The sequence below is a fragment of the Methylobacterium sp. Leaf104 genome (genome assembly GCF_001422885.1).
Taxonomy (GTDB): Bacteria; Pseudomonadota; Alphaproteobacteria; order Rhizobiales; family Beijerinckiaceae; genus Methylobacterium.
This window is the reverse complement of sequence record NZ_LMMZ01000012.1, coordinates 488,583-500,752: the sequence shown is the minus strand read 5'-3', so window position 1 is coordinate 500,752 and position 12,170 is coordinate 488,583. Positions and strand designations below refer to the sequence as shown.

The 12,170-nt window shown below is 71.9% G+C and carries 10 protein-coding genes; 5 read left to right on the top strand and 5 right to left on the bottom strand.

What is annotated here, in order from left to right; all coding sequences use genetic code 11:
• The coding region (locus tag ASF49_RS11785; protein WP_056472593.1) for an MCP four helix bundle domain-containing protein at positions 1-1,502 on the bottom strand (1,502 nt) is incomplete at its 3' end.
• Between the two features lie 369 nt (positions 1,503-1,871).
• Here ASF49_RS11785 and ASF49_RS11780 point away from each other — a divergent pair.
• Positions 1,872-2,228, top strand: a complete 357-nt coding sequence (locus ASF49_RS11780; protein WP_056472590.1) for a hypothetical protein — start codon at positions 1,872-1,874, stop codon at positions 2,226-2,228.
• Between the two features lie 18 nt (positions 2,229-2,246).
• Here the strand turns inward: ASF49_RS11780 and ASF49_RS11775 are convergent, their stop codons facing one another.
• Positions 2,247-2,873 (bottom strand): TetR/AcrR family transcriptional regulator, encoded by a 627-nt coding sequence (locus tag ASF49_RS11775; protein ID WP_056472587.1) that lies wholly within the window; start codon positions 2,871-2,873, stop codon positions 2,247-2,249.
• 211 nt (positions 2,874-3,084) lie between these two features.
• Here ASF49_RS11775 and ASF49_RS11770 point away from each other — a divergent pair, with 211 nt between their 5' ends.
• Positions 3,085-6,498, top strand: a complete 3,414-nt coding sequence (locus ASF49_RS11770) for an acyl-[ACP]--phospholipid O-acyltransferase (RefSeq protein ID WP_056472584.1) — start codon at positions 3,085-3,087, stop codon at positions 6,496-6,498.
• A 301-nt stretch (positions 6,499-6,799) separates the two neighbouring features.
• Positions 6,800-7,201 (top strand): hypothetical protein, encoded by a 402-nt coding sequence (locus ASF49_RS11765; RefSeq protein ID WP_056472582.1) that lies wholly within the window; start codon positions 6,800-6,802, stop codon positions 7,199-7,201.
• Here ASF49_RS11765 and ASF49_RS11760 read toward each other — a convergent pair.
• Positions 7,168-8,397, bottom strand: coding sequence for an aminotransferase class I/II-fold pyridoxal phosphate-dependent enzyme (locus ASF49_RS11760; protein WP_056472578.1), 1,230 nt, complete (start codon positions 8,395-8,397; stop codon positions 7,168-7,170). The genes ASF49_RS11765 and ASF49_RS11760 overlap by 34 nt on opposite strands.
• A gap of 223 nt (positions 8,398-8,620) precedes the next feature.
• Here ASF49_RS11760 and ASF49_RS11755 point away from each other — a divergent pair, with 223 nt between their 5' ends.
• Positions 8,621-9,004: a response regulator gene (locus ASF49_RS11755; RefSeq protein WP_018046001.1), complete on the top strand. Its 384-nt coding sequence runs from the start codon at positions 8,621-8,623 to the stop codon at positions 9,002-9,004.
• A gap of 50 nt (positions 9,005-9,054) precedes the next feature.
• Positions 9,055-9,588: a protein phosphatase CheZ gene (locus ASF49_RS11750; RefSeq protein ID WP_056472575.1), complete on the top strand. Its 534-nt coding sequence runs from the start codon at positions 9,055-9,057 to the stop codon at positions 9,586-9,588.
• Here the strand turns inward: ASF49_RS11750 and ASF49_RS11745 are convergent, their stop codons facing one another.
• Together ASF49_RS11745 and ASF49_RS11740 are read right to left on the bottom strand one after the other, a co-directional pair.
• Entirely contained in the window at positions 9,589-10,503 is a 915-nt protein-coding gene (locus ASF49_RS11745; protein WP_056472572.1) for a TIGR01459 family HAD-type hydrolase, read from the bottom strand.
• Positions 10,504-10,591: 88 nt separating this feature from the next.
• On the bottom strand, positions 10,592-12,067 hold the full coding sequence (locus ASF49_RS11740) for an EAL domain-containing protein (protein ID WP_056472569.1): 1,476 nt from the start codon (positions 12,065-12,067) through the stop codon (positions 10,592-10,594).
• Between the last annotated feature and the right edge of the window lie 103 nt (positions 12,068-12,170).

The window sequence follows — 12,170 nt, the reverse complement described above, 5'->3', positions numbered from 1 at the left end:
GCGATCGAGGTGATCATCGTCACCACGTCGCCGATGCGCGCCACCGCCGTGTTGAGGGTCTGCACGAAGGTCGCGGTCTGGGCGGCCTCGGCCACGGCGGTCTGGGCCATGGCGGCCGAGTTGCTGACCTGGCGGCCGATCTCCTGCACCGAGGAGCCGAGCTCCTCGGCCGCGGCCGCCACCGTGTTGACGTTCGAGGCCGCCTCGTCGGCGGCCGCGGCCACGCTGGTGGACTGGTTGGCCGTCTGGGTCGCGGTGCCGGCCATGCTCTGGGCCGTGGCCTGCAGCTCGGTGGCCGAGCTCGTCACCATGCTGATGATGCCGCCCACCGCCCCCTCGAAGCTCTCGGCCATCGCCCGCATCGCCGCCTTGCGCTGCGCCTCCGCTCCGGCCCGCGCCTGGACCGTCTCCGCCTCCGCCGCCGCGTCAGGCGTTCCGGTAGGCCGGGTTCCAGGCCAGGAACCGCCCTGGTGCCCCTGAGCGACGCGTTCGGCGCCTCGCTGGCGGACGTGCAGCGCTCCATCGCCGAGGAGGCGCATCTGCGCCGGATCAGGTCCTGCTCGAAAAGGGCGAGGTGGTCGAGGAAGGACGAACCGTTGATCGGTGATGCCGCCCACCGCCCCCTCGAAGCTCTCGGCCATCGCCCGCATCGCCGCCTTGCGCTGCGCCTCCGCTCCGGCCCGCGCCTGGACCGTCTCCGCCTCCAGAGCCCGCATCCGGATCAGGCCGTCCTTGAACACCTGAACGGCGTCCGCGATGGTGCCGATCTCGGTCCGGGCGCCCTGATGCGGGATGGTCGCGGAGAGATCGCCGCCCGCCAGTGCCTGCATGGGTCGGACGACGGCGCCGATGCCGCGCGTGACGCCGCGGATGATGAGGAAGGCGGACGCGGCCGACAGGGCCAGCGCCAGCAGCATCGCGACGAGACCCAAGGTCTGGGTCTGCTCGAAGATGGCCTTGCTGCGGGCCTGGGCCTGGGTGGCGCCGTCGTTGTTGAGGGCCGTGAGCTTCTCGAGGGCGCTCGACGCGGCGCGGCGCACCGGCAGGCCCTTGCTCTCGTAGAGCTCGAAGGCCTGGGTCTTCTGCCCGGCGCGCGAGAGGTCCATGATGGCCTGGCGCACCGGCAGGAAGTTGGCCGCCTCGCGCAGATAGGTGTCGTAGAGGGCGCGCTCCGTCGGTGTGGCGATCATCGGCTCGTAGACCGCCCGGCGCTCGCCCAGCATTTTGTCGAAGCGCACGAGGTCCGCCTCGATCGATGCCGCGAGCTTCGGATCGGTGGCCTGGGTGTGCCGCAGGACGACGGCGCTGATGCGAGCCGTGACGGTGTCGATCTCGCCCAGGACCCGGATGCTCGGCAGCCAGTTCGTCTCGATCTCGACGCTCTGCTCGCGCATGCGCTGCGTGCCGAGGAGCCCGAGGAGGCCCAGTCCCACCGCGAAGAGCGTCAGCAACGAGAAGGCCGCGATCAGCCGGGCGCGAATGGACAAATTCTTGAAGGACACGACGGACCTCGTTCGGGAAGCCGCCCTGGCTCGACTCAGATGCGGGGCAAGACGCGAGGTTTCGCCGAGAATCCTTAAAATATTGCATGCCAATACGGCCCATTCACCTCTGGTTGCAAGTATCCGGTCCGCACAGGCGCCGCTTCCGTCGGACGGCACCGCGATGTCGTGAATTCATCCTGCGATCCTCAATCCAATATCGGCCCCTCTTCTGGGGGCGTTCCCCTCTGAAAGTGCCTTCGGCTCCCTCGGGATATGCCGATCGGCACGACATCGACCCCACCGGGCCGTCCTCGGCGTCGCGATACTGCTACAAATTGAATCGTCTGCTTCACGGGTTCGTGATCGTCTCCCGGCAGGATGGCCCCGATGACCATCGATCCCTTCGCTCCGCGCACCCTCGCCGCCGCCTTCGCCCTGGGCGGGCTCGGCGCGATGATGTTCGCGCCGGAACCGAGCTGGCACTCCGTCGGCATCGGCCTCGCCTGCCTCGCGGCCTTCGGGGTCCTGTCGCTCCTTCCCTCGCCCCGGCCCGCTGGGGATGAGACCGAGACGGCGGCCGCGCACCGGGGCGGCCGGCGGAAGGGGGCGGAGCGTGGCGCGCGCGAGGCTCCGTCGAGGCCGAACCCCGGCAGCCCGGAGCCACCGGCCCCGCGTGGCCTCAACGACCCCCACCCCGCCCTGTTCAAGGGCCTGCGCACCCGCCACAGCGGAACCTCGCGCTGAGTCTCCGGCCGGCAGCGCTCATGCGTCCGGCCGGCTCGGCGCTCCGAGAAACCGCCGGATCAGCAGGCGTGCCAGGTCGCGGGGCGATTCCGGGGTGAGCACCGCGAGCTTGCGCGAGGTCGAGAGGGAGGCCAGCCCGTGAAGGGCGGCCCAGAGGGTGGCCACCGCCTGGCGGCGCTCGTCCGGGTCGGGGATCATCGGCGCGAGCACGCGGGCGACGAGGTCGGTCGTCTGGCCCAGGGCCTCGGCGTACCAGTCCGGGAAGGCGCTGTCCGGGGCGATCTGGTGCTCGTAGACGAGGCTCCAGACCTGCGGGTCCGCGGCGACGAAGGCGAGGTAGGCATCGGCGAGCGCCAGGGCCTTGTCCTGCGGCGCGGCATCGGAGGCCACCGCCGCCTCAAGGGTCGCCTGCAGGCGCGCCAGGGTGCGAGCATTGACCCGCATCGTGACCGCGTCGAGGTCGCCGACCGCGTTGTAGATCGAATTCGGTGCGTAGCCGATGGTGCTGGCGAGTCGCCGCATTCCCAGGCCCCGCAGACCCTCGCGGCGGACCAGGCCCTCCGCCGCCTTCGTGACGAGGGCCAGGAACTCGTCGCGATTATGCTCGCCACGCGGACCCGTCCCGCGCTTCTCCACCCGCGCCATCGCCAATCCCGCTCCGCTGCCTCAGGGTCCGACCGATCGTGCCGGTGCGCCGCCGCACGGGGCCGCCGCCAGGATTGCACGCCGTGCAATCTCGCCATTGAACCCGATCTGCGGCGACGATATGTTTTGAACAACGTTCAAAGAGCGCGCGGTTCACCATTTGACGCTACCGCCGCGTGCGGGCAGTCATGCGTCGTCCGAGGAGACTTCCATGTTTCGTACCTTGATGACGACGCGCCGGTTCGCACCCCTGTTCTGGTGCCAGTTCTTCTCGGCCTTCAACGACAACTTCCTCAAGAACGCCCTGGTGTTCCTGATCCTGTTCAAGGTGAGCGGCGAGGGCGGCGGCTCGCCGATGCTGGTGACCCTGGCGGGCGCGGTCTTCATCGGCCCGTTCTTCATCCTCTCGGGCCTCGGCGGCCAGCTGGCGGACCGCTACGACAAGGCCCTGATCGCCAAGCGGCTGAAATTCGCCGAGATCTTCGCCGCCGCCGCCGCCGCGCTGGGTTTCTGGATGCAGTCCGTTCCGGTGCTGTTCGTGGCGCTGGGCCTGTTCGGGACGATCGCGGCCCTGTTCGGGCCGATCAAGTACGGCATCCTGCCGGACCACCTGCGCCGGGACGAGCTCACCGCCGGCAACGCGCTGGTCGAGGCCGCGACCTTCCTCGCCATCCTCCTCGGCACCATCGTGGCGGGCCTCGCCACCGCCATGGGCGGCGGCGCGCTGGCCTTCAGCTCGATGATCATGGTGTTCGCCGTCCTGTGCTGGCTCTCGGCCCGGGCGATCCCGTCCACCGGCGAGGCCGCCCCGACCCTGCGGGTCGATCCCAACGTCGCCCGCTCCACCGGCGCCCTCCTGCGCGACCTGTGGGGCGACACCCGGCTGTGGCGCGGCTCGCTCATCGTGAGCTGGTTCTGGCTGGTCGGCGCCGTCATCCTGTCGCTGCTGCCCGTGCTGGTGCGCCAGAGCCTCAACGGCTCCGAGACCGTGGTGACGACCCTGCTCGCGGTGTTCTCCATCGGCATCGCGGTGGGCTCGGGCCTGGCCTCCTGGCTCGCCAGCGGCCGGATCGTGCTGCTGCCCACCCCCGTCGGCGCCCTGCTGATGGGGGCCTTCGGCCTCGATCTCGCCTGGACGGTGGCGCATCTGCCCCCCGTCTCGGGCGATCCCGCGGGGGCCCTGGACTTCCTCACCACCGGCACGGGCCTGCGCGTCACGATCGACCTGTTCGGCCTCGCGGTGGCGGGCGGCCTCTACATCGTGCCCTCCTTCGCGGCCGTGCAGGCCTGGACCGACAAGGACAAGCGCGCCCGCGTCATCGGCGCCGTCAACGTGCTCACCGCCGCCTTCATGGTGACGGGGGCGCTGGGCCTCGCCGCCCTGCAGGGTGCCGGCTGGTCGATGGCCGGGCTCCTGGCCCTGCTCGGCGTGCTCAACCTCGTGGCGGGCGTAATCATCCTCGCCGCCCTGCCGACGAGCCCGTTCCGCGACTTCCTCTCGATCCTGTTCCGGGCGTTCTACCGCCTGGAGGTGCGTGGGCTGGAGAACGTCGAGAAGGCCGGCCCGAACGCCATCATCGCGCTCAATCACGTCTCCTTCCTCGACGCGCCGCTGGCCCTCTCGCTCCTCGACCAGGAGCCCGTCTTCGCCGTGGACCACGGCATCGCGCAGCGCTGGTGGGTGAAGCCGTTCCTGGCGGTGACGAAGGCGATGCCGCTGGACCCGACCCGGCCGCTGGCCACCCGCACCCTGATCAACGCGGTCAAGAACGGCGAGACGCTGATCATCTTCCCCGAGGGGCGGCTCACCGTCACCGGCAGCCTGATGAAGGTGTATGACGGGGCCGGCCTCATCGCCGACAAGTCGGGCGCCATGGTGGTGCCGGTGAAGATCGAAGGCCTGGAGAAGACGGTCTTCTCGCGCCTGTCGAAGAATCAGGTGAAGCGCCGCTGGTGGCCGAAGGTCACCGTCACGATCCTTTCGCCGGTGGCCCTTACCGTGGACCCCGCCCTCCGGGGCAAGGCCCGTCGGCAGGCGGCGGGCGCCGCGCTCTACGGAATCATGTCCGATCTCGTCTTCCGCACCACGGATATCGACCGCGGTCTGATGCAGGCCCTGATCGAGGCGGGCGACCGCCACGGCTGGCGCCGCACGGCCGTCGAGGATCCCACCGGTTCCTTGAGCTTCTCCCGTCTGGTGATGGGCGCCAACATCCTGGGTCGCAAGCTGCAGGGGCTCGGCGCCCCGGGCAAGCCGCTCGGCGTGATGCTGCCGAACGCCAACGGCGCGGCCGTCACCCTGTTCGCCCTGGCCTCGGCCGGACGGGTGCCGGCGATGATCAACTTCTCGGCGGGAGCCGCCAACATCCTATCGGCCTGCAGAACGGCCGAGGTCGACACCGTCCTGACCTCCCGCGCCTTCATCGAGAAGGGCCGGCTCGGCGCCCTCGTCGAGGCCATCAAGGGCGCCGTCACCCTGGTCTATCTCGAGGACATCCGCGCCGGGATCACCACGGGCGACAAGCTCCGGGGCTTCCTCGCCAAGCGCGCCCCCCTGGTGGCCCGGCGCGGGGACGACCCGGCCGCGATCCTGTTCACCTCCGGCTCGGAGGGGGCGCCCAAGGGCGTGGTTCTGGCCAACCGCAACATGCTCGCCAACACAGCGCAAGTGGCCGCCCGGATCGATTTCGGGCCGACCGACAAGGTGTTCAACGTGCTGCCGGTGTTCCACGCCTTCGGCCTGACGGCGGGCCTGGTGCTGCCCCTGGTCTCCGGGGTTCCGGTCTACCTCTATCCCTCGCCGCTCCATTACCGGATCGTGCCGGAGCTCATCTACGGCTCCAACGCCACCGTCCTGTTCGGCACCGACACCTTCCTGTCGGGCTATGCCAAGACCGCCCATTCCTACGACCTGCGTTCCCTGCGCTACGTCGTGGCCGGCGCCGAAGCGGTGAAGGATTCCACCCGCAAGACCTGGGGCGAGAAGTTCGGCCTGCGCATCCTCGAGGGCTACGGCGTCACGGAATGCGGACCGGTGGTCGCCCTCAACACGCCGATGTTCAACCGCTTCGGCACGGTCGGCCGACTCCTGCCGGGCCAGGAATGGCGCCTGGAGCCGGTGCCGGGCATCGAGGAGGGCGGGCGCCTGGTCCTGCGCGGACCCAACATCATGCTGGGCTACCTGCGGCCCGAGCGCCCCGGCAGCATCGAGGCGCCCCCCGAGGGCTGGCACGATACGGGCGACATCGTCGCCGTCGACGCCCAGGGCTTCGTCACCATCAAGGGCCGGGCCAAGCGCTTCGCCAAGATCGCCGGCGAGATGGTGTCGCTCGCGAGCGTCGAGGCGATCGCGGCCGAGCTGTGGCCGGACACGCCCAGCGCCGTCGCCGCCGTGCCGGATGCCCGCAAGGGCGAGCGGCTGGTCCTGTTTACGGAGGCCAAGGACGCGACCCGGGCCGCCTACCACAGCTTCGCCAAGGGCAAGGGCGCGCCGGAGATCGCGATTCCCGCCGAGGTGGTGGTGCTGGAGCGCGTGCCCATGCTCGGGACCGGCAAGGTCGATCAGGTCAGCGTGGTCAAGCTCGCCCGGGAGCGCGCCGCCGGCGAAGCGCCCGCGGCGGCCTGAGCCGGGATTCCGGCACAGGTCCGGGCGCTGGGTCCGGCTGTCCGGATCTGCGTCCGGCCCGAGGTCTCTCGCGACCGGCGGCGGGCCGTCGAGCCCAGGACGTCGCCGTTCGGATCTCGGTTTGGGACGCCGAGACAACAGATATGGACTCCCAGACCAAGCAACCGTCTCAACCCGGCGGCGGGATTGATTATGGTGTTGCATACGCTGCAGGACCCGAACGCCGGGCCGCGCGGCGGGACGGGATCACGGGCGCGCGCGGCGCGCCGCGCTGGATCTCGCGCAGGTGGCAACAGGCGAGATGACCGCTGACATTCGCAAGATCCGATCCCCCCGCGTCCCGCCCGGCGACGCTGCGTCCGACCGTCCGGACGTCCAGGCGGACGGCCGCCCCGTCGTGCTCTCGCGCATCGTCCTGCCCGCCAACGGCAACACCCAGGCGTCCCGGGGGAGACTCACGGTTGTGACGGAAAAGACCCATCCCGAAGCCTTCGGTCACGACGAGTCCGCCGACGAGGCCCGCCTCGAGGGCGAGGCAGCGGAGCCCGGCGAGAGCGGGTCCACGGGGCCGGTCGTACGCCGCCGCGGCCCGCTGGTCACGCGCTGGATCGGGTTCTCGGCCCAGCGCCGGCGGGCGCGGGAGCGCTCGAACCAGCTCCGGGACAGGCATCACGGGGCCGGCGAAGCCCGCTCCAACTCCTGAGCTCGCATCCGGCTCAGGGCGCGGGCGCCCTGCGGGCCGATGCCGAGCGCGCGCAGGGCATCGGCGAGGCCGTCGACCTGAGCCGCCTCGTGCGCCGCCGAGAACGCCACCCGCAGCCGGGCCGTGCCGGGCGGCACCGTCGGCGGGCGGATGGCCACGACGAGGTAGCCGTGCGCCTCCAGGGCGGCCGAGAGCGCCAGGGCCGCCTCCGCCGCCCCGACCAGGACGGGCACGATGGGGCTCTCCGCCTCGGGCAGGCCGAGCCGCGCGGTGAAGCGGCGGGCCAGGGCCAGGGGCCGGGCCGCCCGCTCGGGCTCCGCCTCGACGATCTCGAGGGCGCGCAGGGCCGCGGCCGCCGAGGCGGGCGGGAGGCCCGTGGTGTAGACGAAGCTGCGGGCCCGGCTCGTCATCAGGTCGACGACGTCGCGCGAGGCGCAGAGATAGCCGCCGTAAGAGCCCAGCGACTTCGACAGGGTGCCCATTTCGAGGGGCGCCCGGGCTCCCGCCTCCACCACGCCGAGACCGTGGGCATCGTCCACCAGGGTCCAGGCATCGTGGGCGGCGGCGACCTCCAGGATGGCCGCGAGGGGGGCGCGGTCCCCGTCCATGCTGAAGACCCGCTCGGTCAGGATCAACGCCCGCCCGTGCCGGCCCCGGCGCGCGGCGAGGATCTCCTGCAGGTGGCCGACGTCGTTGTGGCGGAAGCGCAGCATCGTCGCCCCCGAGACCTGCGCGCCCGCGAACAGGCAGGAATGGCCGAGCGCATCGACGAGGACCAGATCCTTGGTGCCGGCCAGGGCCGGCACGATGCCGAGATTGGCCATGTACCCGCTGCCGAAGACGAGGGCCGCTTCCTTGCCCTTGTGGGCCGCGAGCCGGGCCTCCAGGGCGGTCAGGACGGGATGGTTGCCGGTGACGAGGCGGGAGGCTCCGGCTCCGGCCCCGTAGCGCGCCAGCGCCTCCTGGCCGGCGGCGATCACCCGGGGGTCGTCGGAGAGGCCGAGATAGTCGTTGCAGGAGAACGAGACCAGGCTCCGGCCGGCGCGGTGCGCGACCGGCCCGGGACCGCGGGCGGTGTCGACGAGACGGCGGCGCAGGGCGCGCGCGTCGAGGTCGGCCAGGGTCTCCCGGGCGAAGGCGTCGAGGCTGGACGACGCGGAATCGGCGGTGTCGGGCAGGCGCGGAGCGAGGGACATGCCGTCCGCATGGGTGCGAGGGCGACGGGCTTGTCAAGGCGGACGCGGTGCATCTCGGCCACGCCGGGTCACGCGCAGGCCCGGACCGCCGGGCAGTTAACCGCTTCGCAATGCGATGCTGCGTAGTTTCATCGCCAAGGGGCGCCCAAACCTTGGCGCTCCGGCCCATTCCCGGAGGGCCGTGCCCCGGCACGGGCCCTCCCCCGACGGAGCACACCGACCCATGGCCCTCGATCTCGGCATGCCGATCCTCGTCGTCGACGATTATCAGACGATGGTCCGTATCATCCGCAACCTGCTCAAGCAGCTCGGCTTCGAGGAGGTCGACGACGCCTCCGACGGCACCGCTGCCCTCGCCCGGCTCAAGAACCGCAAGTACGGCCTCGTGATCTCCGACTGGAACATGGAGCCGATGACGGGTTACGAGCTGCTGCGCCACGTCCGCGCCGACGAGGCCCTGCGCACCACCCCGTTTATCATGGTCACCGCCGAATCGAAGACCGAGAACGTCATCGCCGCCAAGAAGGCGGGCGTGAACAACTACATCGTCAAGCCGTTCAACGCCGCGACGCTCAAGAGCAAGATCGAAGCCGTCTGCGGCGCCTGATCGCTCGGGACCGCAGACCAGGAACACCGCATTCGGGGAGCCGGGAGCCCATGGCACTCGCCAAGCAGGCGCGGACAGTGAGACCCGCGCCGGATAAGCCGTCCTTGATCCGCGAGCTTGTCGAGATCGCGGACTACATCGCCCACCTGCGCAACGAGATCGCCGCGCTGCGGGCCAACGAGCTCACCCGGGACCGCCTGCCGATGGCGCACGAGGAGCTCGGCAGCGTGGTGGCCGCCACGGCGGGTGCCACGAACGCCATCATGAACACGGCCGAGGAGATCCTCGGCCTGCCCGACGACCGGAACTACCGCGCCACCGTCGAGGCGCGGATGAACGACATCTTCGAGGCCTGCACCTTCCAGGACATCACCGGGCAGCGCATCGCCAAGGTGGTGGAGGCCCTGCGCCACCTCGAGAGCCGGCTCTCGCGCTTCGCCAGCGCCGTCAAGGCCAAGGACGAGGGCGGCATCGATCCGGAAGAGGTCGAGCGCCGGGTCCGCAACGAACTCCTCATCCTCAACGGCCCGCAGCTCCACGGCCCGGCCGTCGCCCAGGACGAGATCGACGCCCTGTTCGCCTGATCACCAGATCAGGCGCTCGATCACCGCGTCCGGCCGGACCGCCTGGCGGTCGAGCCAGCCGGCGATGTCGCCGAGGGTCGCGTGCGCCGCGGAGACGCCGAGTTCCTCGGCGTGGATGCCGCGCGCCACCAGCAGGCTGGGAATTCCGAACGCGGACGCGCCCGCGATGTCGGTGCGCAGGGCATCGCCGATGGCGAGGGTCCGGGCCGGCTCCGGCGGCGCCCGGTCGTCCAGGCCGCCCGCCAGCGCCAGCGCCGCCTCGTAGACGGGGCGATGGGGCTTGCCCGCATAGGTCACCGCACCGCCCATCGCCGCGTAGGCTTCCGCGATCAGTCCCGCACAGGGGATGAGCTCGCCCCGGCGCTCCACCACGAGGTCGGGATTGGCGCAGATCATCGGCACGTCCCGGGCCCGCATCTCCTCCAGCGTCCCACGGTAATCCTCGGCGGTCTCGCAGGTATCGTCGAACAGGCCGGTGCAGACGACGCGCTCGGCCTGCGCCACCGCGACCAGGGTCACGTCGAGGCCGTCGAAGATCGTGGCGTCGCGTTCCGGCCCCAGGTGGTGGACGCGCTCCCCGGGGTGAGCCGCGATCAGGCTGCGCGTCAGGTCGCCCGAGGTCAGGATCGCGTCGTAGGCGCCGCGGGGCACGCCGAACCCGTCGAGGATCGCCTGCACGCCGGCCCAGGGACGCGGCGCGTTCGAGACGAGGACCACCCGGCGCGGCCGCCCGGCCTCCGGCAGGGCGCGGAAGCGGATCAGCGCGTCGCTGGCGCCCCGATGCGCGTGGGTGCCGTCGTGCAGCACGCCCCAGACGTCGCACAGAATCAGGTCGTGATCCGTCGCGATCGCGGCGAAGCCGGCGAGGGTCGGGACGGGCCGGGGCGCAGCGGGGCGTGCGGGCGTATCGGGCATGCGGCGGGCCTCAACCTGGACGGCGGACGTGGCGGGGAGCGCGGTCCGGTTAGGCGGGACGTCCGGGAAAATCAACGCCGCACGGATTTCAGCCGGCCCGGCGCAGGAAGTCGCGGAAGGGTCTGCGCTGGGGCGGCGGCTCCGGATCCTCGTTCGGCGGACCCGGCTCGGGCGCCGGCGGGGCCGCGTTGAGCACCTCGGCGCGCACTACCCGGGCCGGCGCGAACACGCTGCCCTGGGCCAGGGGCACGTCGAGCTCGATGAGGTCGGGCACGTCGGTCTCGCGTTCCACCCGTTCGGCGACGAGGCGGATGCCGGCGCGCCCCAGGGCGGCCACGAGGTCCTCGAGGGCGATGTCGGGCATCGCCTGGCGCGAGTCCGGGCGCAGGAGCAGGTCCGCCGGGACCTTCACCTGCGCGACCCCGCGGTCGGCCAGGGCCAGGGGATCGAGGCGCAGGTCGAGGGGCCGGTCCAGGATGAAGCCGATGCGGCCGCGCAGGTCGGCCAGCGCGCCGGCCTGCTCGGCGTCGAGGCTGCGCCAGCTCACCTGGGGCAGGGCCAGCATGACCCGGCCCGACAGGTCCGGCACGCCCTCGACGAGGCGTCCCAGGGAGCGCAGGAAGCCCGGCTCGAACAGGGAACGCGGCGACAGGCCGTAGGCCACCGCCGCCTGGCTGCCCCGTCCGGCGAGGTGCTGCGCGATGGTGGCGACGCGCTGGATCATGCGGCGGTCGAGGTCGGTGGTCCGCCCGTGGCGCTCCAGTACCGGCACGAACGCCTCCGGCATCAGGGTCTCGCCGGCCAGCCGCAGGCGCGCCATCGCCTCGTAGGACACCACCTTGCGCTGGGGCAGCGACACGATGGGCTGGAGGTGGACCTCGAGGCCGGCCGCGTCGAAGGCGGCGATCAGGGCGGCATCGCGCTCGGGGTCGCGGGCCGGGGCGTCGGCCCGGGACAGGGCCCGCGGCGTCCAGGGGGCGGCCGGGGCTGAGTCCGCGCGACGGGGCGGCGGCGCCTCGAAGCGCGGTTCCGCGCGCAGGTCGGGATCGGGGGCGACGACCCGCGGCGCCGGGCGGGGCGGGGGGGCTGAGGGCGGGGCAACCGGAGCCGGGGCGGGTGCGGCCTTGAGGCCGGCGATCTCGCCGTCCTGTGCCGCGACCACGGCCGCGAGCTCGCGCACGATGCCGCTGAGGAGGCCGATCTCGGCCGTGACCTCCTCGATGCCGGCGCTGAGGTCGCGGCTGTCCGGACCGGGCGCGGGTGCGGGTGCGCCAGCGGGGGTTCCGGCATCGACGGCGCGGACCTGCTGCTCGGCCAGGGCGCGGGTGACCGTCTCCAACCGGACCAGGCGCTGCGAGAGCACGTCGACCTCGCCCGACAGCTTCTCGCAGCGGGCATTGAGCCTGCCGGCCCGGCGATGGGCGACGAGGGCCGCCGCCAGCCCGATCCCGGCCAGCCCGAGGCTCGCCCCGAGCGGGGAGAAGACCGCCAGCGGTCCAAGAAGGCAGAGCCCGAGCAGAACGAGGGCCCACAGGCTCGTACGCCGGCCGACGATCCGGGCCATCGGAGTCTTCGATCCTCGAAACCAGGGGAGAATACGGGTGCCGTTCCGGCCTGGGCCGGTCCGCAGCCCCTTTTGTTGCCGAGACGCCGCTGTCCGACAAGCC

Bases quoted from the DNA above. Each gene is read 5' to 3' on its own strand.
- ASF49_RS11740 (WP_056472569.1), bottom strand. From the start codon at position 12,067: ATGGCCCGGATCGTCGGCCGGCGTACGAGCCTGTGGGCCCTCGTTCTG.
- ASF49_RS11765 (WP_056472582.1), top strand. From the start codon at position 6,800: ATGACCGCTGACATTCGCAAGATCCGATCCCCCCGCGTCCCGCCCGGC.
- ASF49_RS11780 (WP_056472590.1), top strand. From the start codon at position 1,872: ATGACCATCGATCCCTTCGCTCCGCGCACCCTCGCCGCCGCCTTCGCC.
- ASF49_RS11775 (WP_056472587.1), bottom strand. From the start codon at position 2,873: ATGGCGCGGGTGGAGAAGCGCGGGACGGGTCCGCGTGGCGAGCATAAT.
- ASF49_RS11750 (WP_056472575.1), top strand. From the start codon at position 9,055: ATGGCACTCGCCAAGCAGGCGCGGACAGTGAGACCCGCGCCGGATAAG.
- ASF49_RS11755 (WP_018046001.1), top strand. From the start codon at position 8,621: ATGGCCCTCGATCTCGGCATGCCGATCCTCGTCGTCGACGATTATCAG.
- ASF49_RS11760 (WP_056472578.1), bottom strand. From the start codon at position 8,397: ATGTCCCTCGCTCCGCGCCTGCCCGACACCGCCGATTCCGCGTCGTCC.
- ASF49_RS11770 (WP_056472584.1), top strand. From the start codon at position 3,085: ATGTTTCGTACCTTGATGACGACGCGCCGGTTCGCACCCCTGTTCTGG.
- ASF49_RS11745 (WP_056472572.1), bottom strand. From the start codon at position 10,503: ATGCCCGATACGCCCGCACGCCCCGCTGCGCCCCGGCCCGTCCCGACC.